The organism is Microvenator marinus, assembly GCF_007993755.1.
GTDB lineage: Bacteria > Myxococcota_A > Bradymonadia > Bradymonadales > Bradymonadaceae > Allomicrovenator > Allomicrovenator marinus.
The window spans coordinates 4,555,137-4,578,971 of record NZ_CP042467.1; the positions used below are offsets into that span (position 1 = coordinate 4,555,137).

The following is a 23,835-nucleotide window of genomic DNA, read 5'->3' on the forward strand; positions in this document are numbered from 1 at the left end:
CATGAAAAAAGGAACACTCATAGCGATTGGGGTGCTCTTGGGGCTCCTGGCAGTCTTCTTCTTGACCCGAGAGTCGCCTCAAACGAAGGTCGCAGCCCCCCATGTCATCAAGAGCGTAGAGGGATTGGCGCGCATTGAACTCACAAGGCCACTTGAAGATGGCAAAGAGCTCGTGGTCTTGGAGAAATCCGACGATGGCTGGCAGATGACCAAACCCGTTGAATCACCGCTGGCAGCGTCCGTGCTGGAGAAGCTGGAGGTGTTCAATTCCGATATTCGAACTGACGACCTGAGAATCTCGGCGGACAAAGTCGCGGAGTACGGCCTCGGAGAGGACGTGGTCACGGTGGCGCTCTTCACCTCCGATGGCAGTGCGGCTGCGCGGGAGTTTGGGGTGGGGCAGACGGTGAGCGTGGAGAATACCGGAGCAAAACGAACCTTCATTCTCTCCAACGAAAAGCCCTATCGAGCGCAAGCTGCGTTGGACTTTCTGAAAGAGCCGGTCGCTGATTTGCGATCCAAAGAAATCTTTAGATCAGAGCGAGAGCTACTGACCGAGTTTGTGCTCAACAAAGGCGAAACTAGATTTGCGCTTCGTAAGCCTGAAAGTGGTTGGGAGATGGAGGATAAGTCGATGCCGGTCGAGAATTCGGTCGTGTCGAGCTTCGTTAACACGCTGACGAATCTGAACGCCGTGGGATTTTCGGATAGGCCCGCCGCGGAGGTGGGGCTTGAGCCACCTCAGTATCTGATCAATGCCAAGTTTGGGGATTCCTTCGCTCGGATTGCACTCTCCCAAGTAGGCGATGAGTACTTTGCTCAGCGACTCGGAAACCCAACCATCTACAAGATTTCAAAATTCAATGCGGATAGCCTGATGCTGGATGAGTTGAAGTTGAGAAACCGCGTGGCACAAGAGTTCGACACGAAAGACATCAAGACCATTGAGTTTGCCGGCGAGGATAGGGTGGTGCTTTCCAAGAGCGGGGAAGAGTGGACGACGCTTCGGCCTGAGAGAAAGAGTGTGAATCAAGACAAGGTCAAGGGGCATCTCACCACGATTTCGCGGCTTCGGGCGTCGAGATTTGAAAATGTTGAACTGGGTGACGTCGGGCTTAGCCGGCCCGAGAAGTCGGTGATTGTGCGAACAAACTCAGATGCGTTTGAGCTTTTGATCGGCAGTGAGGTCGAGGGAAGTGAAGACGTCTGGGCAAAGTGGAAGCATCAAGATTTGATCTGGGTCATGCCGAAATTCGTATTGGATAAGCTGGCACCCAAAATTGGTGATTTTGAAGAATCGTAGTGAGGAAATATGCGAATAGCCTTTGTGATGGACCCTATCGAAGCGGTCAATATCGACGCGGACACGACCTTTGCGCTGATGTTGGCGGCCCAAGAGCGCGGACACGATGTCTTCTATGTGCGAATGCAAGACATGTATGCGCGTGGAAACGAGGCGTGGTCTAGGGTTGTTCGCGTAAATTTGAAGCGGGTCAAGGGAGCTCATTTTGAATTCGGCGTAGAGTCCGACATGGCGCTTCATGAGCTCGATGTCATATTCATGCGCAAGGACCCTCCCTTTGATATCGCCTATCTGCACGCCGTTCACTTGCTCGAGCTCGCCCAAGAGCTTGGTGCTCTCGTGATGAACTCTCCGGACGGCTTGAGAGCGGCCAACGAGAAGCTCTACGCCCTGCATTTCCCCGAGGCAACTCCTACGACTCTGGTGTCCAAGTCGGCGCGCATCATTCGGCAATTTGCGGCAGATCAGGGCGGGCGTTGTATCATCAAGCCCTTGGATGGGCACGGTGGTGAAGGTGTCTTCATGCTCGATTTGGAGGACCGCAACGCCAGTGCGCTCCTCGAAGTGATGACCCGCCATGAAACTGAGTATCTGATGTGCCAAACCTACCTGCCCGCAGCGCGGAAAGGGGATAAACGCATCTTGATGCTAGATGGAGAGCCGATGGGAGCCATTCTGCGCGTGCCACAAGAGAAGGACCACCGAGGCAATATCCACGTGGGTGGTCGTGTGGAAAAGACCGACTTGAGCCCGCGAGATCTGGAGATTTGCCAGATGGTCGGGCCGCGTCTACGCGAGGACGGGCTCTATTTTGTGGGGCTTGATGTGATCGGCGACTATCTGACCGAGGTCAACGTCACAAGTCCAACCGGTATTCAGGAGATGAGTCGCCTCAACGGGGTCGACGGGCCAGCCGAGGTCATTCGCTGGATGGAAGATAGACGGGCGCAATAAGCGCTTGCTCAAGTTCAAGAGCGGTGCTAGACCATCGCTCCCGAAAGGGCGCATAGCTCAGTGGGAGAGCACACCCTTCACACGGGTGGGGTCGCAAGTTCAATCCTTGCTGCGCCCATGAAAGAACCTGCCAAGTCTCTACGATTTGGCAGGTTTTTTGTTGCGCAAGTTCTTCGCTTCATGCACTTGGGGAATCCTAATCTCATTGAACGGCATCAGAATCGACCTTCTGATTAAGTGAAAGGAATCACCATGTTGGGCTCTATAGCGATATTCTTGGCAGCGGCGGTCATTGCGGTTCCGATCTTCAAAAAGCTCGGGTTGGGGTCGGTGCTGGGCTATCTTGCCGCGGGCCTCGTCATTGGGCCATCAGTACTGGGTTTAGTCTGGGATGTAGACGATATCCTGCATTTTGCAGAGTTTGGCGTAGTGCTCTTGCTCTTCATCATCGGGCTTGAGCTTCAGCCTAGCCGACTTTGGGGAATGCGCCGTGCAGTTTTTGGTGTGGGTGGCTTGCAGGTGGGCGTTTCAGCTGCGCTCATATTCGGGGTCGGCCTTCTCTTTGGATTGACCTGGCAATCGGCCCTTGTGGTGGGGCTCGCCCTCGCGCTCTCTTCAACCGCGTTTGCGATGCAGGTCTTGGCCGAACGGCGTGAGCTGACGCGGCCGCACGGCCAGGCATCGTTTGGCGTGCTCTTGTTTCAGGACCTTGCGGCCATTCCGATCTTGGCGATGATTCCGTTTCTTAAGCCTGCCCAGATAGCTGCGGGAGGCGTTCAGGACGCGGGATTTGATCCGATGGGATTAGTCCTGCCAGTGGTCGTCCTAGTAGGGCTGGTACTCGTCGGGAAATTCCTGCTCAAACCAATTTTTCGTCTGGTGGCTCAGACACACGTACACGAGCTTTCCATCGCGTTTGCGCTGCTCTTGGTGATCGGTACAGCCCTCCTGATGAGTGTGGCCGGCCTATCCATGGCGCTCGGCGCTTTTGTGGCAGGGGTGATGCTTTCGGACTCCGAGTATCGCCATGAGTTGGAGGCCAATATCGAGCCGTTTAAGGGCCTGCTCTTGGGGCTCTTCTTCATGGCCGTGGGCATGTCCGTGAACGTCAATATCCTAACCGAGCAGCCTGTGCTGGTTTTGGGCTTGGTGGTGGGACTCGTGGGGCTCAAGTTTGCGGTCCTTATGGTGGCTGCGCGAATGGCAGGTCTTTCTGGAGCCTCCGCCGTGGCCATGGGCATTGCACTCTCGCAAGGCGGCGAGTTCGCGTACGTGATCTTTCAGTCGGCGACGACTCAAGGGGTGATGGGGGAAGAAACTTCTCTTTTGGTGATGGTCGTAACGCTCTCGATGGTCGTTACCCCGTTGTTGTTCCTTGTGTTTGACGCGTGGCTGAAACGCAGCAAGAACTCGACCGAAGCAGAACCCTTTGATGAGATTGACGCTAGCGGGTCCGTAGTGATTGCGGGGTTTGGGCGATTTGGCCAGGTGGTTGGCCGTGTTCTTGGCCTGCGAGGAATTCCGTTCACGGCCATGGACGCGAGCGCGACTCACGTAGACTTTGTGAGGCGTTTTGGAAACAAGATTTACTATGGAGATGCCACCAAACTGGACCTCTTAAGGGCAGCAGGCGCCGAGAACGCAAAGGTCTTTGTGATCGCGGTGGACGATATGGAGACCTCGCTAAAGATTTTGGAGGTTGCGAGGTCAGCGTTTCCGCACTTGAAATTCGTGGCGCGTGCGAGAAACCGCCAGCACGCGTACGCGCTGATCGGCGCAGGGGTTGAGCATGTCATCCGCGAAACCTTCGCTTCGAGTGTTCAGGCTGGCCGCATTGCGCTTGAACTCTCGGGGCTTCCAAGTTCGGAAGCGCTCAAGACTGAGCGTTTCTTTGTGGACTATGATGAAGAGGCTGTGCGCCGCAGTGCCCCGCACAAGGATGATATGGATGCCCTGGTAAAGGCCGCTCAGAACTACGCTGAAGAGCTTGAGTCAATTTTCAAAGCCGATGAGTCTGCAGACAAGCTGCTCTAACTTATTCTTCCGATTCCAAGAGGGAGCGGTCAGAAGGGGCTAGTTCGTTGGCGATAAGGTTTGCCTGCTCTTGCTTTAGTAGCGAACTGACTCGAAAACGTTTCCCATTCAAGAGAACCAAGAAGGCAATCCACGTCCCGCGGTTGTTGTAGACTTCGATATGGGAGACTTCCGTAGCGGGAAATCTCCACGTCCGGCCTTTTCCAAAGAGTTGTCGGTGGAGCACATATTCGTTGGAACTCAACGAGAGTGTGGTCTTAAAGAGAAATTCGGAGAAGAAAAGCAGACCGGTTAGGCCAAGGGCCAATTGAAGGAATCCACCCACGTGTTCTTTGACAAAGATGAAGTAGAGACCGATCACGCTGAGGAAGAGAAAAATCAGCAGGTAGGCCCCGCCGGCCTTTCCGGGACGTCGTGGAAGTTGCAAGTACTTGGTCCCGCCATCTTCCCAGATTAGGACGCCATGTTCGCGTCTTTGGGTTGTCTGAAGCTCGTGAGTGTTCACAGGAATCTGTCCGTTCCTTCAACGGCGTTGGACTGTCCTTCGAGGTATTCTGGGTCGAGCAATTCGCCAATGCGCTCCATAACGAGTTTTGTCACGGAATCGAACTTCTGGTCGTATTTGTGAGCTTCATCAGTGAAGGGCCTATAAGGCTCCGAAATCTGGAAATCCTTGAGCTCTCCGTCCGGTGTCAACGGATGGCCAACCCGATAGAGGATCTTTCCGCCACGCGAAAACGGGTTGTTTCCAGGATACGCTTTATCTGAGCCGTTAGAACCTACGGGCACGATGGTCGACTTTGTCCGCAGAGCCATTTGAGCGAGTCCAGGCTTGCCTTCGCCGAGGGTGACCGAGCGGGTCCCTTCGGGGAACACGATGATTCTGAGTCCTTTATCCAGAGCCTCGTCGTTGAGCTCGATGAACCGGTCCATCATGAGTCTAAAGAGTTCGCGATGCCTTTCGACGAATTGATGACGAAACGGGCTGAATTCGAGCCCAAGAATTGAGCGTGGAGTCTTGAGCAGGCGGTCGATCTCCCGCTTCATCCCAATCTCTCGGCAAGCTTCGTGGAGCTCGGAGTCAGACCAGCCGTCTTCGGTCGCTTTGCGCAAGAGCCGATAGAGTTCAGGCGCGGGCGCCTTGTGTAGGGTTCGGTGGCAATCGGCGGTGATGAGATATCCGCGCGAAGGGGTTGGTATGTTGTTGGTGGCTTCCATGAAGCGTCGTGTGGCCGGCTTATTGTAGTACTTGCCCTTGACCCATGTCGCTGTGAACTCACCGCGTTGCTTCCAGAGCTCGATCTGGAACGGCCAATAATTGAACCGGTCGGTATGATTCATGGCGATGTAGAGAGGCCGCTTCGGAATTCGGTCAAAGTTCTCAACCTTAGTCGTCGTGTAGGTTGGCGGGAATCTGTAGTTGGTGCGCAGAATCCATCCCACGCCTTTTTGGGCGTTTGGAAGAGCTGTCAGCGAGATGCGATTCATGACGTCTAGGGTAAGCATGGGTGCAGGATACGGGTGGCGAAGGTGAGGGACAAGCGAGGGAATGAAAAGAAATTGATTTAGGACTTGATTTTGATACTCGTTTTCAATTAGAGAGTGCGCATGAAATTGATACTTGTTTTCAATTTCAATTAAATGATGCAAACTATCGTGAGGAAGGAAACGATGAAGAAGGCGAGTTTGATATTGATGTTTGGGGCACTTTTGGTGGCGTGTGGTGATGACAGCGAGTCCACCAACAACGCGAACAACGGTGAGAACAACGTTTCGAACAATGATTCGAATAACGACACCACCACCAATAACGGGACCACTACGAATAACGGCACTGCGGGAACTAACAACCCGGCTGTGTGTAACCAGCCCGAGGCGTCGGTCTATATGTTCCTGAACGACGACTGTCAGGACACCGTGGCTTACACCGGTCAGGTGGGGCGGCAAGTTCTGGTCAAGGACCTTTCAAGCTATATTTTGAGCCTCGAAGCACAGGTTGATGGCGGAAACTTCTTCCCCGAAGAAGGTGATGTTGTGGGCGCGCTCGACTTCTATTTCCGCTTTGATGGGGACGCGAGCGCTGAAGAAATGATCCGCATGAGCGCTGACCCAGAGCTGCTTCAGACCACTTATGGGTTTATGGGAGGCGGCAAGGATTTGGTAAGCAAACTCGCGGGCAATGACTCGTCGACGGACCACAAAGACTGGAGCACCGAGTTCGAGGGCTGGGAAGACGCAACTCTGGCCCAGTATGGTGGTTCAATCGACACGCCAGAAGGCATGGTTCAGGCGATCTTCGCGCAGGTCGAAAAGGCCGCGATCGACCGCGCAAACGGCACGTTCGCCCTGGACCCCGTGACGGGTGCGGAGCTGCCGCTTCACGTGACAGCCGAGGGCTGGGACCTCCAACAGCTGGTCGAGAAGTTCTTGCACTCAAGCCTGAGCTTCAGCCAGGGTGCCGATGACTACCTTGACGACGACGTCGAGGGCAAAGGTCTACTCGCCAGCAACGATGGTCCAGACGGAGACAGCCCTTACACGCCGCTCGCCCACCAGTGGGACGAAGGTTTTGGCTACTTCGGAGCGGCTAGAAACTACATCGATTACACGGACGATGAGATCGCGCAGACGGGTTATCGCGACACCAATGAAGACGGCAAGATCGACCTTTTGACCGAGTACAATTTCGGTGCGTCGACTAACGCAGCAAAGCGTGACCGTGGTGCAGCAGCACTCGGTGTGACCGTGGATCTCACGGGTGACGCGTGGAACGCATTCCGTCAGGGCCGTGCGTTGATTGCAAGCGTTGAGGGTCCTTTGACTGAAGCACAACTCGACGAGTTGCGCGGATATCGCGACCAGGCTGTTCTCACATGGGAGAAAGCTTACATGGCCACCGTGCTCCACTATATCAACGACACGCTCTCGGAAATTTCGAAGTTTGGCTCAGATGATTACAACTTCGTGACCTATGCGAAGGTATGGGGAGAGGCCAAAGGGTTTGCGTTTACGCCACTCTACAACCGCAACTCGCCGCTTAGCGAAGAAGACTACGCAGAGCTCCACAGACTTCTTGGCGACCGCCCCGTATCTCCTGCAGCAGACACTGCAGAGATCGATGCATACCAAGAGGGTTTGAGGACCGCGCGGCAAATTTTGGCAGACACCTACGACTTCGATCAGGCTCTCATCGGAGGCGATAACGGAGAGGATGGCTGGTGAACATGAAGTATCTGGTTCTATTGGTCTTGGGGCTTTTGGTTGGATGTGAGTCGAAAACGGATTCAACGCCAGCGCCGGAGCCTAATAATGTGAGCGAAAACAACGGTGACGCGGATCTCGTGGCGTTGAGGCAAGCGGTGGTTGAGAACCACGCGGCCTATATCCACGAGACGCTCTCGGAGTTCGAGACGCAGTCAAAAGAGCTACAATCTGCCGTCAACGCCTGGCAGGCGTCCGGAAGTACAAGCGACTTGGAGTCCGCAATCGGCGAATTCCACGAAGCGATGGACGTCTGGCAGCGTGCTGAAGTGCTCCAGGTGGGTCCTGCGGGGGTCATGGGAGCTGTAGCTGGCGGAGAAGACCTACGGGACCAGATATATTCATGGCCGCTTTCAAACGCGTGCCGAGTCGACCAAGAGCTGGTGCGGCTCGGCTACGAGTCTGATTTTGCCTCACAAGCCGTAAACGTGCGTGGATTGGATGCGCTGGAGTACTTGCTCTTTGCTCAAGACACGTCCAACGCCTGTCCGATCAACTCCATGATCAACACGGACGGACAGTGGGCGGCACTTAGCGAAGATGAGATTCGAGAGCGCCGTCGGACGTACGCAAAGGCCGCGACAGACCTCGTGGTGACGAGTGCTGAAGATTTGAGCGCCCGTTGGGCCGAGGGTGGGAGCTTTCGCACCCAGTTCACAGATCCGAGCTCCGGGCAGGTCTACGGTAGTGTGCGAGAAGTGCTCAACGGCGTCAGCGACGCGATGTTCTACGTGGAGAAAGAGGTCAAGGACATGAAGCTCGCTCCGCCCTTGGGCGTTGTAGGGTGTGCGTCTGAGACGTGTCCTGAGCTCATCGAGAGCAAGTACGGGGATCGTTCACTTCGCAACATTCGCCAAAATTTGGTGGCCTTCCAATGGCTCTTCACTGGCGGCGAGGGAAGTGGTTTTGATGACCTTCTCGAGGCGGTTGGTGCTGAGGAAACTCGGGATGAGCTACAGAACGATATTCAAATGTCTATCGACCTGGTTGATGCGATCGAAGGTGAGTTTACTCCGACCCTTGAGAGCGAGCCTGCAAAGCTTCAAGCAGTCTACGACCAAGTACGAAACGTGAGCACCATCTTAAAAACTGATTTTGTAACCCTTCTCGATTTGGATTTGCCAAAGCGCGCCGAAGGCGACAACGACTAACGGAGCTTTCATGGCCCTTTTTCAGGCCATAAAGAAAGAGGCTTTTCAGCCGCTAGACGCAGCCAGTCTAGCGGCTTTTCGCGTTTTCTTTGGACTGATGATGTGCGCCGGAGTGATTCGGTTTGCGGCCTATGGTTGGATCGATCGCTTCTTTGTTAAGCCCGGGTTCTACTTCAAGTTTTGGGGTTTCGAGTGGGTTGAAATCGCAAGTCCAGCGGTGATGTACGCGGTCTTTGCTGGGTTGGCACTAAGCGCGTTCTTGGTGGCGATAGGCTTTCTCTATCGCATCGCCATCGTGGTTTTCTTTCTGCTCTTTACGTACGTCGAACTCATTGATGTTTCGAACTATCTCAATCATTACTATCTGGTTTCGCTGCTCGCGTTCATCTTGATGTTCCTGCCGGCGAATCGAGTTTGGTCCGTCGATGCACGGATTCGGCCGCCGCGCTTTGAGACCGTTCCTGCGTGGATGCTCTGGTGGCTTAGGTTTCAAGTTGGGTGTGTGTATTTTTACGCGGGGATAGCCAAGTTCAAGGAAGACTGGCTTATTCACGCGCAGCCGCTCAATCTCTGGCTGACATCCAGGGTTGAGACGCCTTTCATCGGCCCACTTTTGCAGTATTGGGAGACCGCGCTCGTGATGAGTTGGGCCGGATTTTTGTTCGACACGACCATCGTGTTCTGGCTTCTTTGGCGAAAGACGCGGCCGTGGGCGTATATCGTTCTAATTGTCTTTCATCTTTTAACCAACGTCTTTTTCGCGATTGGCCTCTTCCCGGTCATCATGATCGTGGCCGCAACGGTCTTTTTTGAACCTAACTGGCCGCGGCGCTTCTTTGGTGGAAGGCCGACCGGCCGCCTCTTGGAGGCTGAGCGAGGACCCGTATGGGTCTTGCTAATTGCGCTCGTCTTCTGCGTGTTTCAGGGGCTTATGCCCTGGCGGCATTTCGTTTATCCAGGGTCGGTGCTCTGGAATGAAGAAGGCATGCGTTGGTCCTGGAAAGTGATGTTGCGCGAGAAGAATGGTGACGTGGTCTACCGGGTTAAGTTGGGCGAACGAGTTCGAGAAGTCAGCCCTCGCTTCTACCTCAGTGCCGATCAGGAACGTGAGATGTCTGGTCAGCCAGACCTAATTTTACAACTTGCACACCACATAGCAGATGAGTACACCCACGATGGCCACAGGCCCGAGGTGTATGCCGATGCGTGGGTGTCGTGGAATGGGCGCAAACGTGCGCGGCTTATCGATCCCTCGGTTAATTTGGCCGAGGTAAATGATCGTGTTTGGCCGCCCGCCCCTTGGATTTTGCCGGAGCCCGAAACGAGTCCGTTTCGACCAAAAGGAAGATGATGATGAAGCCTCAAATGAAGTACCGCGTAGCAATAGCGGGGGCTCTTGTGCTCATAAGTTCGTCGGCTACCGCACAGGAAGACGATGAGATTCCTGAGGAACGGGTGGAAACCGTTCTAATCACCCAGGAGAAGATCGCGAAGATTGGTGGAGCCGCCCATCGAGTGTCTGAGGAGGAGCTGAAAAGGACGGATTACGCGAATCCTGAGTCGGTCGTGCAGCAGGTTCCGGGCGTTGTGGTGCGCGGAGAAGATGGATTCGGGCTCAGGCCCAATATCGGGATTCGTGGCGCAAACTCCGACCGGAGCAAGAAAGTCGCCCTCATGGAAGACGGTGTGCTCTTTGGCCCGGCCCCATATTCAGCGCCCGCGGCCTATTACTTTCCTCAGATTGGCCGAATGGTCGGCGTGGAGGTCTTCAAAGGGCCGGGCTCGGTGCAATACGGACCCAATACCATGGGCGGTGCGCTGAACCTGATTACGCGGCCCATTCCGTACAAATTCAGCGGCGGCATCAAAGCCGAAGCAGGTCAGTACTTCACGGGTCGTGGACACGGCTGGCTTGGGGCGAGCACGGATTGGGGCGGCTTTGTGGCCGAGGGTTTCCATATGCAATCGGACGGCTTTAAGGAGCTAGATGGCGGCGGAGACACGGGATTTAACCGGCAAGAGTTCATGCTCAAGGGTAGCCTCAATACCGATTATTCGGCGGAGCATTTCCACCGCCTAAACGCAAAAATCGGGTGGTCTCGTGAGCACTCAAACGAGACCTATCTTGGCCTCTCGGACGACGATTTCGCCAAGAATCCTCGCCGCCGCTATGCCGCGAGCGCTCTGGACGAGATGGACTGGGTCCGCTCTCAGCTCCAGCTCAGGCATACTTGGGAATGGGGTGACGCTCTCAGCGTAGAGTCGACGCTCTATCGGCACGATTTGCGCCGCGAGTGGTTCAAGCTCAATCGAATGGGCGAAGGCACCCCGATTTTTGATATTTTGAACGACCCGACAGGCAGACGACAGGTGCTCTACGAGGTTCTGACGGGCCAAGAGGATTCTCTCGATCCTTCAGAGAATCTCTTTGTGGGAACCAACGACCGTAGATACATCTCGCAAGGGCTTCAAACCAAGGCGCGCTGGAAGACCGAAGGCGAAGGCTGGGCCAATGTCCTGGAGGCTGGCCTCCGTCTGCACAACGACAGCATTGAGCGCTATCACACCGAGCTCGGGCACCGGATGGAGTCCGGGCGTCTCGTGCGAGACGGCGAGTTGCTGCTCAACACGCAAAACGTGGGCGAGACATACGCATTGGCCATTCACGTACTGGAGCAGTTCTCATTCTGGAAGTTTGCGTTCACCCCTGGTGCGCGTCTGGAACTCTTCGAGCAGACTTTGACCGATGAGCTGGCAAATACAGAAGTGGTGGGCAATCAGGTGGTTTTGGTGCCTGGTATGGGCCTGAGTTTTGAGGTCGTAGACAAGTTGTCTTTGCTTGGCGGGGTGCACAGAGGATTTTCGCCGACGTCACCAGGGCAGGCGTCTGACGTGAGCTCCGAGACGAGCATCAACTACGAAGCCGGGGTTCGATATAGTGATGCTCGTAAGCGGCGCCTGATTGAGGCAGTCGGGTTCTTCAACGATTATTCGAATCTCCTGGGCGAATGTACGTTTTCGGCAGGATGTGATGAGACGCAGCTCGACGATCAGTTCAATGCGGGAGCGGTGGAAGTCTGGGGCGTCGAGTTCGCGGGGCATTGGGCGTTTGAGGCTGGCGCGTTCACCATTCCGGTCAGGGGAACCTACACTCTGATCCAGTCGGAGTTTCAAAGTGCGTTCAACTCCGAAAATCCTCAGTTTGGTGAGGTCGAAGTTGGAGACGAGTTGCCCTATACACCTGAGCATCAGGCGTCCTTGCAGCTCGGATTGGAATGGGAGGAATTGAGTTTCTACGCCACAGGGACGTGGGTTTCCGCGATGCGCGAGAGCGCTGGTCAGTCGGAAGACGACCTCACGACAGACGACCAGTTGACGCTCGATTTGAATGCCGGCTGGCGATTCGAAGAAGGGTTCTCAATAACAGCCCGCGCCGAGAACATCACGAACGACACAGGCATCGCTTCGAGGCGCCCGTTTGGCGCTCGACCTCATCGCCCCATGTTAATCATGTTGGGAGCAGGCTACGAATTTTAGCCTTACTTCATCTTCTTGTTTTCTTTCTCAGTGCAGTCTTTGACGTCGAACACACGGGTAGAGCCCAGGATACATTCGACCTCGCGCCGATAACTATTGACACCATACTGTTTCTTTCGCATCTCAAAATGTTCGATGCAACGGGCCTGCTCCGAGAGGTATCCAGGCGGGTCGACATTACCCTTGTAGACTTCGCTCAAGTGAGAGCATACCTTGCTTGCATCAGGTGCGCAGCCGCTTGAAAGCAACAACGCCGTGAGAGCGATGAGTAGCGATATAAACTTCATAATGGACCTCCTCCACGTTCTCCAGTGGGCACCATCATAGTCAGCGGGGAATGAAATGCAATCAATACCGGTTATCGAGACCACGATGGGATGTGCAAATAGACAAATTGGTGTGGTTTTTGGGCTATTGCTTTTGGTTTTCGGTACCGGTTTTTCCGACTGGTACGCGGACAAAGCTCTGGTCTCAGAGACGCCTCCAGAGGCCTTTGCCGCTGGGGCTGAAGACAAGGGAGATCCTCGCGTTGAAGCACATCTGGTCATCGATCACGCGAGTGTGGATTCGACCGGTGAATTTCGTGCAGGCGTGTTCTTCGAAATCGACCCCGAATGGCATATTTACTGGCGAAACTCTGGTGAATCAGGACTTTCTACCGAAGTGACGTTCGATGCAGAGGGTGTGGAGTTCTCGGCGTTGACTTGGCCGGCACCAGAGCCCTACCTCGATAAAGCCGGAATTGTGGCCACTTTCGGGTACTCGGACACCGTTCTTCTCTGGTCAGACGCGCGCGTAGCGTCAGCAAAGGGTGACATTGAGGTCAACGCCTCCATCGACTACCTCGCCTGCAAGGTCGAATGCATTCCCGGAAGTGCAACGCTCAAGCGAACGGTCAAAGTTGGTGCCACGGAAAGAGGACTTGATTGGGAACTTTTTGAGGCCGCATCCTCCGAGGTCGCGCAGTCTCCTGGCTCTCAAAGTATTGAAGTTGCACTGAATGTTGCAGGCGGAACGGAGACCGTGCTCGGAAGTCTTTCACTTGTTTGTAGCGGGTGTTCGCTGGAAGTCATGGCGCCCGTTGAGCGTTTTGCGTTTATGCCAGACGAGGGGCGGAACGTTCTTTGGAAAACCCAACAAATCAAGCGAAGTGGGCCCCGAAGTACCATCGAAATGTCTGGCACGCCCAATCCTGATGGATTCGAAGGGAGCTGCGATCTGGGCGGGGTGGTTTGGGTTCGAAAAGACGGAAAGCCTTTGCCGCTGGCGATTGAGCAACCTCTTGATTGTGCCTCGATTCCTGAACTTCAGGCCGCTGGAGCAACTGAGCCAAGCCCGGATGTGAAAGCTGAGTTGAGCACGGATGGCAAAGCGCCTGCCAACGTCCCCAACCTAAACCTTTTCTACGTGTTGTTGCTTGCCTTCCTTGGCGGAATGATCCTCAACCTGATGCCGTGCGTGTTTCCGGTCTTGGCGATCAAAGTCTTCTCGTTTGTGAAGCTTGCCCATGAGACCAAATCCACTGTTCTCGCCCATTCGCTGGCGTACACTGTGGGCGTGGTGGGCTCCATGTTGGCGCTTGCCAGCGTGGTTGTGGGCCTAAAGGTGGCAGGGACCGAGGTGGGTTGGGGCTTCCAATTCCAAGAACCGCTCTTCATCGTAGCCTTGGCCGCGGTGTTGGTGCTCTTTGCCCTGAATCTCTTCGGAGTTTTTGAGGTGAGTCTGGGGATTCAGGCAAGGAAATCCTCCGAGCACACCTTGAGGCAAAGTGTGGGTGAGGGCGTGCTCGCTGTGGTTCTGGCCACGCCGTGTTCGGCTCCGTTTTTAGGGACTGCCGTGGGCTTTGCCCTATCCGCCTCTTATACCACTATCTTCCTGATCTTTGGTGTGCTCGGACTTGGGCTCGCCTTCCCATTTGTGGTTTTGACCTTGATGCCGGGAGCAGCGCGGGTGCTGCCAAAACCGGGCAATTGGATGGTGGTCTTTAAGCAGGTCTTGGGTTTTGCCCTACTAGGCACATGTATTTGGTTGATCTGGGTGCTAGGGCAGAGTGTGGGCGTCAACGGCGTCACGCAACTCCTGATTTTCCTGACTGTCTTGGGCCTGGGAGCCTGGGGCTTTGGGCAGGTTCAATTCAAGTCTGGCGCAGTCAAGTGGGGTGTTTCGTTGGGGCTTGCGGCGTTAGTCGTAGCGACTGGCTTCGTTACGCTGAGCTTTGACTCGAGCGTTGAAACCCAAAGTGCAACCTACGATTCCTCGTGGGAGAAGTGGTCACACGAACGAGTGGCCGAGGAGACGCAAAACGGCCGTGTGGTTTTCGTGGATTTCACGGCGGATTGGTGCATCACCTGCAAAGTCAACGAAGGTGCAGTTCTGGCTCAGCCAAAAGTGGAAGCCGCGTTTGAAAAGCATCAGGTGGTCAAACTCAAAGGGGATTGGACGAAGAAGGACGAGGAAATCCGCCAGGTACTTGAAAGTTTTGGCAAAGGTGGAGTTCCTCTGTATCTGGTCTACGGACCCGGCATCGAAGAGGTAAAGGTATTGCCCGAAGTATTGTCTCAAGAACTCGTTGTGAGTGCCCTCGATGAGGCTGCGGGTAAGTAATTTAGAGAGTAAACGCGAAACAAAGGAGCAAGGATGAAAGGGACCAAAATTCTAATCTTGATGGCGGCGATGGGCCTCTGGGCGTGTGATAAAGAGACCGAAGCAGTGGCTGAACCAGCCGAAGCGGTGCAAGAGGTTGCTCAGGCGGCTGAAGAAAAGGTGGAAGAAGCTGGTGCAGCCGTGGCTGATGTGGCCAAAGAAGAGGCTATGACCGTGGCCATGGTGGGCAAACCTGCTCCTGAATTTGAATTGAAGGACGAGTCGGGCAAGACTCATAAGCTGAGCGATTACAAAGGGAAAATTGTGGTGCTCGAGTGGACCAACCCCGATTGCCCTTATGTGGTGCGCCATTACGAGGCGAAGACCATGCAAAAGACGTGGGAGAAGTTTGGACCAGAAAAGGTTGTCTGGCTGGCTGTCGACTCGTCGAATTTCGTCAAGCCTGAGAGCTCGACCGAGTGGAAAGGCAAAGAGGGCTTTGGCTACCCAGTGCTTCAAGATCCGTCAGGAACCGTGGGCAAGCTTTATGAGGCCAAGACTACACCTCATATGTACATCGTGGATGCCGAAGGCGTGCTTCGTTACAACGGTGCGATCGACGACGATCCGCGCGGAAAGTCTGAGGCGCCTACCAATCACGTAGAGCAGGCGTTGGGTGCGCTCCTCGAAGGAAAGGACGTGCCACAGACCAACACCAAGCCTTACGGCTGCTCTGTGAAGTACTCGTCTTAGGTTTAGAACTCTTGACCTCCACATGCTGGTGTCTAGCTTGCTTTTGAAGATAGGAAGCGCGCAGTACGCTGCGTACAAAGTTTAGACACCGTCAACGCAACACAGGGGAATCTTTCATCGGAAGGACTTGTGTGCGCTTGAGCAGGAGGAAAGATGAGATTCGATAGATTCACGATTAAGTCCCGCGAAGCTCTGGCTGACGCGCAGGAGATTGCCGAAAAGAAGGGGCATCCAGAGGTCAGGCCGGTTCACCTTTTAGACGCGCTGGTCGCGCAGGAAGGAGGCGTGGTTGTTCCCATTCTTCATAAGATGAATGTGAACACCGAGGTGCTAAAGCGCGGCATCAATGACCTCTTGAATCGCCTGCCAAAAGGGTCTGGCGGAAGCGTTTATATGTCGAACGACTTCCGTGAGGTTCTGCAGAAATCGCAGTCTGAAGCCGAGGCGCTCAAAGACGAATTTGCCTCCACCGAACACCTGCTACTCGCCCTAAGTGACGAGCGTGCTGAATGCGGTGAGATGCTTCGAAGAAGCGGCGTTTCAAGAGATGGCGTTTTGGCGGCGATGGTAGAAGTGCGCGGTTCACAACGGGTGACCGATGAGGATCCAGAGGGCAAGTACCAGGCGCTGGAGAAGTACACCAAGGATCTTACTGCGCTTGCGCGGCGCGGCAAGCTCGACCCCGTAATCGGGCGCGACGAAGAGATTCGTAGGTCCCTCCAAGTCTTGAGCCGACGAACCAAGAATAACCCCGTGCTCATTGGTGAACCGGGTGTGGGTAAAACTGCCATTGCCGAGGGCATTGCATTGCGCATCGCGGCAGGAGACGTGCCGGACAGTTTGAGAGATAAACGTGTGCTTTCGCTCGACCTCGGCTCCATGGTGGCTGGGGCAAAGTTCAGGGGCGAATTTGAAGAACGCCTGAAGGCAGTTCTGCAGGAGATTACCTCGTCGGATGGCGAAGTCATTCTCTTTATCGATGAGCTTCACACGCTAGTGGGCGCCGGTGCTGCCGAAGGATCGATGGATGCTTCGAATATGCTAAAACCCGCACTAGCTCGAGGCGAGCTGAGGTCCATCGGTGCTACGACCTTGCGCGAGTATCGCAAATATATTGAGAAGGACGCGGCTCTTGAGCGGCGTTTCCAACCGGTTCTCGTGGAAGAGCCCACGGTCGAAGATACGGTGACCATCCTCCGGGGAATCAAGGAGCGCTACGAGCTTCACCACGGGATTCGGATTTCGGATGCGTCCTTGGTGGCCGCTGCGAACCTATCCGATAGGTATATCAACGACCGTTTTTTGCCTGATAAGGCCATCGACCTTGTGGACGAGGCAGCTGCCGGGGTCAAGATGGAGCTAGAGAGTCTTCCCGTGGAAATCGATGCGGCTGAACGCAGGGTCACAAGCCTTGAGATCGAGCGTCAGGCGATGAAGAAAGAGCGTGATGACGCGAGCCGAAAGCGCCTCGAAGAAGTCGAGTCCGAGATCGCCGAGTTGCGCGAAAGTGTGGCTGGAATGAAGGCTCAATGGATGAGTGAGAAGTCGCTTATCGAGGAGCAGCGTGCAGCTAAACAGGCGCTCGAGGAGCTCCGATTGGAGTATGACAGGGTGGAGCGACAAGGTCAGCTCGACCGAGCAGCTGAGATTCGTTTTGGCCTCTTGCCTGCTGCTGAGCGAGAGCTCGCCGTGCTCGATGAGAGACTTAAGGAGATTCAAACCGGCTCGAGCTTCCTTCGTGAGGAGGTGACCGAGGACGATATCGCTCGCATTGTGGCTCGTTGGACCGGAATTCCAGTCTCGAAAATGATGGAGAGCGAACAAGCCAAACTCTTGCAGCTTGAGGATAGGCTTCACGAACGTGTGATCGGACAGGAACCGGCAGTTCAAGCGGTGGCTGATGCTGTGCGTCGCTCAAGAAGTGGTCTTCAGGATCCGAACAGGCCAATCGGAAGCTTCATTTTCCTTGGCCCCACGGGTGTCGGAAAGACCGAACTCGCGCGCTCACTGGCTCACCAGCTCTTCGATGACGAGACGAATATCGTTCGGGTGGATATGTCTGAGTACATGGAGAAGCACTCGGTGGCCCGATTGATTGGCGCCCCTCCAGGCTACGTGGGATACGACGAGGGTGGGTATCTGACCGAGGCCGTGCGCCGCAGGCCTTATTCGGTGGTGCTCTTTGACGAAATTGAGAAGGCGCACCCTGATGTGTTCAACGTCTTTTTGCAGATTTTGGACGAGGGAAGGCTGACCGATGGCAAGGGACGTACCGTAGATTTCAAAAATACGGTGATCATCATGACCTCGAATATCGGGTCACATTTTATCCAGGAATTTGGTCAAACCGATTGGGAAAAAACCGAAAAACTGGTCATGGAAGAGATGATGCGACAGTTCCGTCCAGAGTTCCTAAATCGTGTGGACGACGTGATACTTTTCCACGCGTTGGCCAGAAAGCACATGGGTTCAATCGTCAAGATTCAGCTCGGGCATTTGGAGAAACTTCTGGCTGGCCGAGATCTGAAGATCCGGCTCAGTGACGAGGCTTTGGAGCATTTGGCTGAACGCGGATACGACCCCGTTTACGGGGCTCGACCACTTAAGCGAGTGATCCAAAAAGAATTGCAAAACGCGCTCGCCAAAGAGCTCCTAGCTGGACAGTACCTGCCGGGCGATACTGTCTTCGTGGTGGTCGAAGGCGGCGAGCTTAGTTTTGTGCGGGAGGCCTTCGACGAGGCGAGTTAATTTGAACGTTATGACAAGAATTGGAAACTTCTTGTTTGCAATCGCATCTGACTCTTGCGAAAGGGAGGCCTTACGCCGTCTCGTTCACAAAACGACGAGTGCCCAAGGAGATTTCTAATGAAGAATGTTGTCGAAGTTCAGCCGAATGATGGAAAACTAGCAATTTTGATCCCAGGTCTTGGGGCCGTGGCCACTACCCTTATTGCGGGTGTGGACGCGATCTTGGCTGGACGAAATGCACCGGTAGGCTCTTATGCCGAAATGGGTCACCTTCCGACTGCGGATGGTGAGCGTGTTCGAGTGAAAGAAGCCGTTCCATTGGCCAGTTTGGAAGATGTGGTGTTTGGTGGTTGGGATATCTACGAAGGTAACGCCTACCAAGCTGCGCGTCGCGCCAAAGTGCTTAGCAATGAAGATCTGAGCGCTTGCCAAGAGGCTCTCGAGCGCGTCAAGCCTATGCCGGCTGTGTTCGACCACGAGTACGTCAAGAATATTGACGGACCGAATGTGAAGTCGGCCAAGTCTAAGTGGGACCTGGCCGAGTCGATCGTTGCCGATATCAAAGGCTTCATGGATGCAAACGGTTGTGACCGCGCCGTGGGCGTTTGGTGTGCTTCTACCGAGCGCTACATCGAGCCCGGCCCAGTTCACCAAACCGTGAGCGCTTTTGAGAATGGTCTCAAAGAGAACCATCCAGACATCAGCCCCGCCATGATTTACGCGTATGCGTTTGTGAAGTCGGGCGTGCCGCTTGCGAACGGAGCACCTAACCTCGCGCTCGATATTCCCGCTATTGTGGAGTTCGCTAAACGCGAAGGTGTTGCGATTGCTGGAAAGGACTTCAAAACGGGTCAAACCCTGATGAAGACCATGATTTCACCAGGTCTTGCTGCTCGTATGATCGGCGTCGAGGGTTGGTACTCCACCAATATCCTCGGCAATACCGATGGCGCAGTGCTTGACGATCCGGGATCATTCAAGACCAAAGAGGTCAGCAAGCTCTCGGTGATCGAGTCGATTCTCGAGCCCGAGCTCTACCCTGAGCTTTACGGCAATATCACTCACCGTGTGCGTATCGACTACTATCCACCACGCGGTGATAATAAGGAAGGCTGGGATAATATCGATATCTTCGGATGGATGAATTATCCTATGCAAATCAAGATCAACTTCCTCTGCCGCGACTCGATTTTGGCGGCACCGGTTGCGCTTGATCTCGCGCTCTTCATGGACCTTGCACAACGTGCAGGCATGAGTGGTGTTCAAGACTGGCTCTCGTTCTACTTCAAGAGTCCACAACGAAATGGCGACGTCATGCCTCCGCATGACCTCTTCAAACAACAAGAGGATCTCTTTGTGACATTGAGAGAGATTTCAAGCCGTTCATCGGTCAAAGCACCCAAAATAGCGAGCGCGTCCTAAACCAATTGAGCACCCAGGAGGCTCACCATGGAAAGCGACATTTTATTCGGCGTTGTGCCGGCACTCTCTACGCTCGGGTTCTTGATTGTTGCCTTGGTTATTTACTTGGCCGGTCCAGGTAAATCGAGGCCGCGGAAGAACTTTATTCTAGTTGAGTACATCTACTGGGTGTTCGGGCCTTTGGTCTCTGCCCTTGCGAAACTGGGTGTGACGCCAAACATGGTGACCCTGACCTCCTTGGGGCTCGCGTCCCTCGCCGGCTTAGCGCTGGCGAACGGACTCTTCTTTGTGTCCACGTTCATTTTCGCGCTCACCGTGTTCTGCGACATCATCGACGGGAACCTCGCCCGCAAGACAGGACTGACCACGCGTGGCGGGGCTTTCCTCGATTCGTTCATGGACAGACTGGCGGAAGGCGTACTTTTCCTCGGAATCGCGTACTACGGCGGTGGAAACTGGGTGACAGTCGTAGCGGTCGCTGCCCTGATTCTCTCTTACGCTGTGAGCTACGCGAGGGCGCGTGGTGAATCCCTTGGCGTGAACGTGAAAGTAGGGTTTGCACAACGACCGGTGCGCATGTTTATCCTGACGTTTTCCATTCTTTTCTCAGGCCTCGCGGCTTGGGCCGGAAGAGACGTCCTAGCGCTGCAACTCCTCGGCGGAGGCTCTGGAATCATTGCGATTATCGCCGGTCAGACCGCATTCATTCGTGTTCGACACGTGATGAAACATCTCGATGCCGTCAAACAAGCATCTTCGGACGAAATGGCGCCCTTGCCATCCAAGTCTACGGATGAGGGACGAGTGATTCCAACGTCGCAGATAGCGGGCGAAATGCCGGCATGAGCCGCGTTTTCCGCGAGTTTGTTGCTGTCGCCGGCGCGAGTCTAATCGCCACGGCCGCCGACGGCGTGGTCTATTCCATCCTCGTTTGGATGAGTACCCGTGCGGGCATCGCAGCAATCCTCGCCGCAGTCGTGGGCGGCATTCTCCACTTTTCGATGTGCAGATGGGGCATTTTCAAGGACGAAGACTCACCCATTCTGCGCTCCGCACCCCTCTACCTTCTCATGAGCTCAAGCGCGGCATTGATGCAAGGAGGCCTGGTGGAGCTCGGCGTTCAGCACACCAATGCCTTGGCCGCATGGCTCGTAGGCAAGGTGCTGATCTACACATTCTGGACCTTTCCCATCTCAAAGTTCGTGGTGTTTAGGGGACGACCCGCATGAAACTCTACCAGAAGCTCGTAGAGAGCCTTCATTCGAATTTGGGCCCATGGGGGTTCGTGCTCACGATTCTCATCGTCTTGGCGTTCTGGGGGGCTTCTCAGCTAAGGCTGGATGGCGATCTTGGGCGACTCCTGCCTGACGATGCGCCGAGTGTCCAAGGTTTGAGATCTTTGGAGGCTGTTTATGCGGACCAGATTGGGCGTCTGACCATTGTGGTTCACCCGAATGAAGGTGCTTCGGTCGAGCAACACGTAGAGACCGCGGCGAAGTCGCTCGAAGGGCTCGACGGAATTCAACGTGTCGTGACCCAGGAGCCCGCGTCTTTACTGAGTGATAAACGTCTACTCTATCTCGAACTCGAAGACTTGAAAGAGGTCGAAGGCCGTCTTGAAAAACGAATTCGCTGGGAGAAACAACGCGCAAATCCGTTCTTTGTCGAAGTGAAAAAGTCATCTCCGCCAAGCGTCGATATGTCCGATATTTCGGCCAAGTACTCTCAGAGTGCCGAGAAGTTTTGGGTGACTGAAGCAGGCGACATCTTGGTCTTTGTGCATCCCGACTTTCCGGCCGGAGACCTCGATGAAACGCGTACTCTGGTCAGCGGGGTTCAAGAACGTCTCGACAAATCCGGGCTGAAATACTCTCTGACAGGGCGCTACCAAAAGCGAATCGACCAACAAGACTTACTCACGGCTGATATCGCAAAGGCCACACCGGCTGCGCTGGTGGTGATTCTTCTCTTCCTCGCGTTCTATTTCCGGTCTTGGGTTTCCACGCTTTTGGTGCTGGTGCCGTTGGTGGTGGGAACCGCAGCCGGTATGGCGATGGCGGGGGTCATCTTTGGAAGTTTGAACATTTTAACGGGGTTTTTGGCTGCAGTTCTGATGGGACTTGGGGTGGATTACGGAATTCACCTTGTCTCGCGATACCTTGACGCGCGGCGGCAAATGGGGAGCGTGGAGGCCTGGCTTGACACATTCAGAACCTCTGGGCGCGCGAGTATCTATTCAGGACTGACCACGATTCTTGCGCTCGGAAGCCTTTCCACCTCAAGTTTCAGGGCGTTCTACGAGTTCGGAGTGGTCGCAAGTGTGGGTATCGCGTTCATCATTCTGAGCTACTCGGTTCTGATTCCCTTTGTGATCTTTGTGTTGAAGCGCGGTGAGCCAAAGGCGGCCCTGTCCACGCGAGTCGGTCTCTTGGTGGAGAAAGCGTGGGTACGTAAGAGTCCTCGGAAAAGCTGGTTGCGTGCGGCCCAAGTGGTCTACGTGCTCGGTATACTGCTCTTGGTCCTCGGTGCTCGCGAAGTCCGTTTCGACAGAAGTTTTGATAGCCTCTCCATCACCGATACGCCGTCTTGGAAGCTCGACGAGGTGGTCAACAAGACGCTCGGCACTTCGCAGACACCAGCGGTAGTACCGGTGGAGAATGCTGAACATCGCGCCGCTGTCCTGGCCGAGTTTGAGCGTCGGCGCGTCGGCGAGCTAGGGTATACGCTCGGCGAAGTGCTCTCTGTAGAAAATATTGTGCCGCCTGCTCAGACCGAGAAATTGGAGATCTTGCAGGGGCTCAAGGAGAAGATTGAAGACGTGCCCGAGCGCGCCCGCTCTGAAGAAGCCGTGGAATTCCTGAAGGAGATTTCGGGCGTGCTCGATGCGGGAGAAGTCAGTCTAGAGACTCTGCCTGACGCGCTAAAAATGCCCTTTTTAAGAAAGGATAATCCGGCCGCGGGAGTCGTGCTTGCCATGCCAGATGTGGATTTGAACATTGCCGATGCCAGTCGTGATTTCTCGGGCGTGATCCGAGGGCTACCGGGCCCTGATGGCCAAAAGATCGACGCCATCAGCGATACCTTGCTCTTGACCGAAATTCTGGAATACGTGGAGCGCGACACGGAATGGATGGTTGAGATTACCTTGGTTGGCCTGATTCTGGTGGCCCTCATCGCGTTTCGTTTTACCTGGGATACCGTGCGTGTGGTGGTATTTTTGGCCCTCGCACTCGGCACGGGCATCGGTCTCATCGGGTTGAGCCACCTGGATTTCAACTTCATCAACGTGCTGATTTTGCCCATATGGTTGGGGCTTGGCGTAGATGCGACCTTCCACCTCATCGTGCACCTGCGAGACGAGCCTGAGAATACCGGTCTTCATGTGGGCACCATCGTGTCCATTGCCGCCGCGTTCACCACCAGCATGATTGGGTTTGGCGCAATGATGATGTCGCATCATGTTGGCTTGAATTCTCTTGGCCAAGTCGCGGTGATGGGGTTCCTAGCCATGTTGATTATCAACGTGGTGATAGGGCTCGACTTAGCGCTCCGTGAGCGATTCAGGCACGGAGACAAGGGATGAATGCTCAAATTAAAAGAGCGTGGGCCAAGGCGCCGGTCTCCATGTTTTTCGCGACCTGCGGAGGAATTGGCCATATCCCGGGAGGACCTGGCACCTACGCTGCGATCGTAGCGCTGCCTTCGATTTGGTGGCTTTCGCACACGATCAGCCCGTGGATGCATGTCCTGGTTGCGCTTGGGGCCAGCGTGTTGGGTGTGTACTGGTGCGAGATGGCGGGCCGTGCTTTGGAAGAGGACGACAGCCGCAAGATTGTCTTTGATGAATGGGCCGGCGTTTGGTTGACGCTCGCCCCGTTTACAGCGTTGAACATTTTGGAACTCGTGGTCGGGCTAGTCGCGTTCAGAATTTTTGACATGAAAAAGCCGTGGCCTGTGAGTTGGGCAGATAAAAACGTTAAAGGTGGACTGGGCGTCATGCTCGACGACGTTCTCGCCGCGGTCCTGGCGGCGCTAGTTGTTTTTGTACTGCGGGGAACCCTCTGAGCCCTTTCACGCATCTTAACCACT

The 23,835-nt window shown here is 54.9% G+C and carries 18 protein-coding genes and 1 tRNA gene; 16 read left to right on the top strand and 3 right to left on the bottom strand.

Features of this window, described 5'->3' with window-relative positions; all coding sequences use genetic code 11:
- The first annotated feature begins 1 nt into the window (after position 1).
- From FRD01_RS18785 to FRD01_RS18800, 4 genes are all read left to right on the top strand, one after another.
- A complete protein-coding gene (locus FRD01_RS18785; RefSeq protein ID WP_146962477.1) occupies positions 2–1,303 on the top strand; it encodes a DUF4340 domain-containing protein in 1,302 nt (433 codons plus the stop codon).
- Positions 1,304–1,312: 9 nt separating this feature from the next.
- Positions 1,313–2,257 (top strand): glutathione synthase, encoded by a 945-nt coding sequence (gshB, locus tag FRD01_RS18790; protein WP_146962478.1) that lies wholly within the window; start codon positions 1,313–1,315, stop codon positions 2,255–2,257.
- Positions 2,258–2,303: 46 nt separating this feature from the next.
- Positions 2,304–2,375 (top strand) — tRNA-Val (locus FRD01_RS18795).
- 134 nt (positions 2,376–2,509) lie between these two features.
- The gene (locus FRD01_RS18800; protein WP_249755740.1) at positions 2,510–4,291 is read left to right on the top strand and encodes a monovalent cation:proton antiporter-2 (CPA2) family protein; all 1,782 of its coding nucleotides are present in this window, start codon (positions 2,510–2,512) and stop codon (positions 4,289–4,291) included.
- 1 nt (position 4,292) lies between these two features.
- On the opposite strand, the gene FRD01_RS18805 is transcribed toward FRD01_RS18800, so the two are convergent.
- Together FRD01_RS18805 and FRD01_RS18810 are read right to left on the bottom strand one after the other, a co-directional pair.
- Positions 4,293–4,796: a hypothetical protein gene (locus FRD01_RS18805; protein WP_146962479.1), complete on the bottom strand. Its 504-nt coding sequence runs from the start codon at positions 4,794–4,796 to the stop codon at positions 4,293–4,295.
- Positions 4,793–5,779 carry a lysophospholipid acyltransferase family protein gene (locus FRD01_RS18810; RefSeq protein ID WP_249755741.1) on the bottom strand — a complete coding sequence of 329 codons (987 nt, stop codon included), beginning with the start codon at positions 5,777–5,779 and terminating at the stop codon, positions 4,793–4,795. Before FRD01_RS18810 ends, FRD01_RS18805 begins: the two co-directional genes overlap by 4 nt.
- 183 nt (positions 5,780–5,962) lie before the next feature.
- Between FRD01_RS18810 and FRD01_RS18815 the strand changes: the two genes are divergently transcribed.
- From FRD01_RS18815 to FRD01_RS18830, 4 genes are read left to right on the top strand one after another with little or no spacing between them, the layout of a single operon-like run.
- Entirely contained in the window at positions 5,963–7,513 is a 1,551-nt protein-coding gene (locus FRD01_RS18815) for a DUF4856 domain-containing protein (RefSeq protein WP_249755742.1), read from the top strand.
- A gap of 2 nt (positions 7,514–7,515) precedes the next feature.
- Positions 7,516–8,703: an imelysin family protein gene (locus FRD01_RS18820; RefSeq protein WP_249756227.1), complete on the top strand. Its 1,188-nt coding sequence runs from the start codon at positions 7,516–7,518 to the stop codon at positions 8,701–8,703.
- A gap of 10 nt (positions 8,704–8,713) precedes the next feature.
- On the top strand, positions 8,714–10,054 hold the full coding sequence (locus FRD01_RS18825; RefSeq protein ID WP_146962483.1) for an HTTM domain-containing protein: 1,341 nt from the start codon (positions 8,714–8,716) through the stop codon (positions 10,052–10,054).
- Positions 10,055–10,068: 14 nt separating this feature from the next.
- The gene (locus FRD01_RS18830) at positions 10,069–12,240 is read left to right on the top strand and encodes a TonB-dependent receptor family protein (RefSeq protein ID WP_249755743.1); all 2,172 of its coding nucleotides are present in this window, start codon (positions 10,069–10,071) and stop codon (positions 12,238–12,240) included.
- 2 nt (positions 12,241–12,242) lie between these two features.
- Here the strand turns inward: FRD01_RS18830 and FRD01_RS18835 are convergent, their stop codons facing one another.
- Positions 12,243–12,527 carry a hypothetical protein gene (locus FRD01_RS18835; RefSeq protein ID WP_146962485.1) on the bottom strand — a complete coding sequence of 95 codons (285 nt, stop codon included), beginning with the start codon at positions 12,525–12,527 and terminating at the stop codon, positions 12,243–12,245.
- A 55-nt stretch (positions 12,528–12,582) separates the two neighbouring features.
- Here FRD01_RS18835 and FRD01_RS18840 point away from each other — a divergent pair, with 55 nt between their 5' ends.
- The 8 genes from FRD01_RS18840 (at position 12,583) to FRD01_RS18875 (ending at position 23,811) form a co-directional block, all read left to right on the top strand.
- Entirely contained in the window at positions 12,583–14,844 is a 2,262-nt protein-coding gene (locus FRD01_RS18840; protein WP_146962486.1) for a protein-disulfide reductase DsbD family protein, read from the top strand.
- A 207-nt stretch (positions 14,845–15,051) separates the two neighbouring features.
- Positions 15,052–15,576, top strand: a complete 525-nt coding sequence (locus FRD01_RS18845) for a thioredoxin family protein (RefSeq protein WP_146964017.1) — start codon at positions 15,052–15,054, stop codon at positions 15,574–15,576.
- Between the two features lie 153 nt (positions 15,577–15,729).
- Positions 15,730–18,324 (top strand): ATP-dependent chaperone ClpB, encoded by a 2,595-nt coding sequence (gene clpB, locus FRD01_RS18850; protein WP_146962487.1) that lies wholly within the window; start codon positions 15,730–15,732, stop codon positions 18,322–18,324.
- 117 nt (positions 18,325–18,441) lie between these two features.
- On the top strand, positions 18,442–19,746 hold the full coding sequence (locus FRD01_RS18855; RefSeq protein ID WP_146962488.1) for an inositol-3-phosphate synthase: 1,305 nt from the start codon (positions 18,442–18,444) through the stop codon (positions 19,744–19,746).
- Between the two features lie 27 nt (positions 19,747–19,773).
- Positions 19,774–20,592 (top strand): CDP-alcohol phosphatidyltransferase family protein, encoded by an 819-nt coding sequence (locus FRD01_RS18860; RefSeq protein ID WP_146962489.1) that lies wholly within the window; start codon positions 19,774–19,776, stop codon positions 20,590–20,592.
- On the top strand, positions 20,589–20,975 hold the full coding sequence (locus tag FRD01_RS18865) for a GtrA family protein (protein ID WP_146962490.1): 387 nt from the start codon (positions 20,589–20,591) through the stop codon (positions 20,973–20,975). The genes FRD01_RS18860 and FRD01_RS18865 overlap by 4 nt, the downstream gene beginning before the upstream one ends.
- Positions 20,972–23,329 carry an efflux RND transporter permease subunit gene (locus FRD01_RS18870; protein WP_146962491.1) on the top strand — a complete coding sequence of 786 codons (2,358 nt, stop codon included), beginning with the start codon at positions 20,972–20,974 and terminating at the stop codon, positions 23,327–23,329. Before FRD01_RS18865 ends, FRD01_RS18870 begins: the two co-directional genes overlap by 4 nt.
- Complete coding sequence (locus tag FRD01_RS18875; protein ID WP_146962492.1) at positions 23,326–23,811, top strand: phosphatidylglycerophosphatase A family protein; 486 nt, start codon at positions 23,326–23,328, stop codon at positions 23,809–23,811. Before FRD01_RS18870 ends, FRD01_RS18875 begins: the two co-directional genes overlap by 4 nt.
- Positions 23,812–23,835: the final 24 nt, after the last annotated feature.

What these genes read in the sequence shown, in the direction of transcription:
- FRD01_RS18825 (WP_146962483.1), top strand. Translation starts at nt 8,714, where the DNA reads ATGGCCCTTTTTCAGGCCATAAAGAAAGAGGCTTTTCAGCCGCTAGAC.
- clpB (WP_146962487.1), top strand. Translation starts at nt 15,730, where the DNA reads ATGAGATTCGATAGATTCACGATTAAGTCCCGCGAAGCTCTGGCTGAC.
- FRD01_RS18835 (WP_146962485.1), bottom strand. Translation starts at nt 12,527, where the DNA reads ATGAAGTTTATATCGCTACTCATCGCTCTCACGGCGTTGTTGCTTTCA.
- FRD01_RS18870 (WP_146962491.1), top strand. Translation starts at nt 20,972, where the DNA reads ATGAAACTCTACCAGAAGCTCGTAGAGAGCCTTCATTCGAATTTGGGC.
- FRD01_RS18785 (WP_146962477.1), top strand. Translation starts at nt 2, where the DNA reads ATGAAAAAAGGAACACTCATAGCGATTGGGGTGCTCTTGGGGCTCCTG.
- FRD01_RS18815 (WP_249755742.1), top strand. Translation starts at nt 5,963, where the DNA reads ATGAAGAAGGCGAGTTTGATATTGATGTTTGGGGCACTTTTGGTGGCG.
- gshB (WP_146962478.1), top strand. Translation starts at nt 1,313, where the DNA reads ATGCGAATAGCCTTTGTGATGGACCCTATCGAAGCGGTCAATATCGAC.
- FRD01_RS18855 (WP_146962488.1), top strand. Translation starts at nt 18,442, where the DNA reads ATGAAGAATGTTGTCGAAGTTCAGCCGAATGATGGAAAACTAGCAATT.
- FRD01_RS18840 (WP_146962486.1), top strand. Translation starts at nt 12,583, where the DNA reads ATGCAATCAATACCGGTTATCGAGACCACGATGGGATGTGCAAATAGA.
- FRD01_RS18865 (WP_146962490.1), top strand. Translation starts at nt 20,589, where the DNA reads ATGAGCCGCGTTTTCCGCGAGTTTGTTGCTGTCGCCGGCGCGAGTCTA.
- FRD01_RS18845 (WP_146964017.1), top strand. Translation starts at nt 15,052, where the DNA reads ATGACCGTGGCCATGGTGGGCAAACCTGCTCCTGAATTTGAATTGAAG.
- FRD01_RS18875 (WP_146962492.1), top strand. Translation starts at nt 23,326, where the DNA reads ATGAATGCTCAAATTAAAAGAGCGTGGGCCAAGGCGCCGGTCTCCATG.
- FRD01_RS18830 (WP_249755743.1), top strand. Translation starts at nt 10,069, where the DNA reads ATGAAGTACCGCGTAGCAATAGCGGGGGCTCTTGTGCTCATAAGTTCG.
- FRD01_RS18820 (WP_249756227.1), top strand. Translation starts at nt 7,516, where the DNA reads ATGAAGTATCTGGTTCTATTGGTCTTGGGGCTTTTGGTTGGATGTGAG.
- FRD01_RS18800 (WP_249755740.1), top strand. Translation starts at nt 2,510, where the DNA reads ATGTTGGGCTCTATAGCGATATTCTTGGCAGCGGCGGTCATTGCGGTT.
- FRD01_RS18860 (WP_146962489.1), top strand. Translation starts at nt 19,774, where the DNA reads ATGGAAAGCGACATTTTATTCGGCGTTGTGCCGGCACTCTCTACGCTC.
- FRD01_RS18810 (WP_249755741.1), bottom strand. Translation starts at nt 5,779, where the DNA reads ATGAATCGCATCTCGCTGACAGCTCTTCCAAACGCCCAAAAAGGCGTG.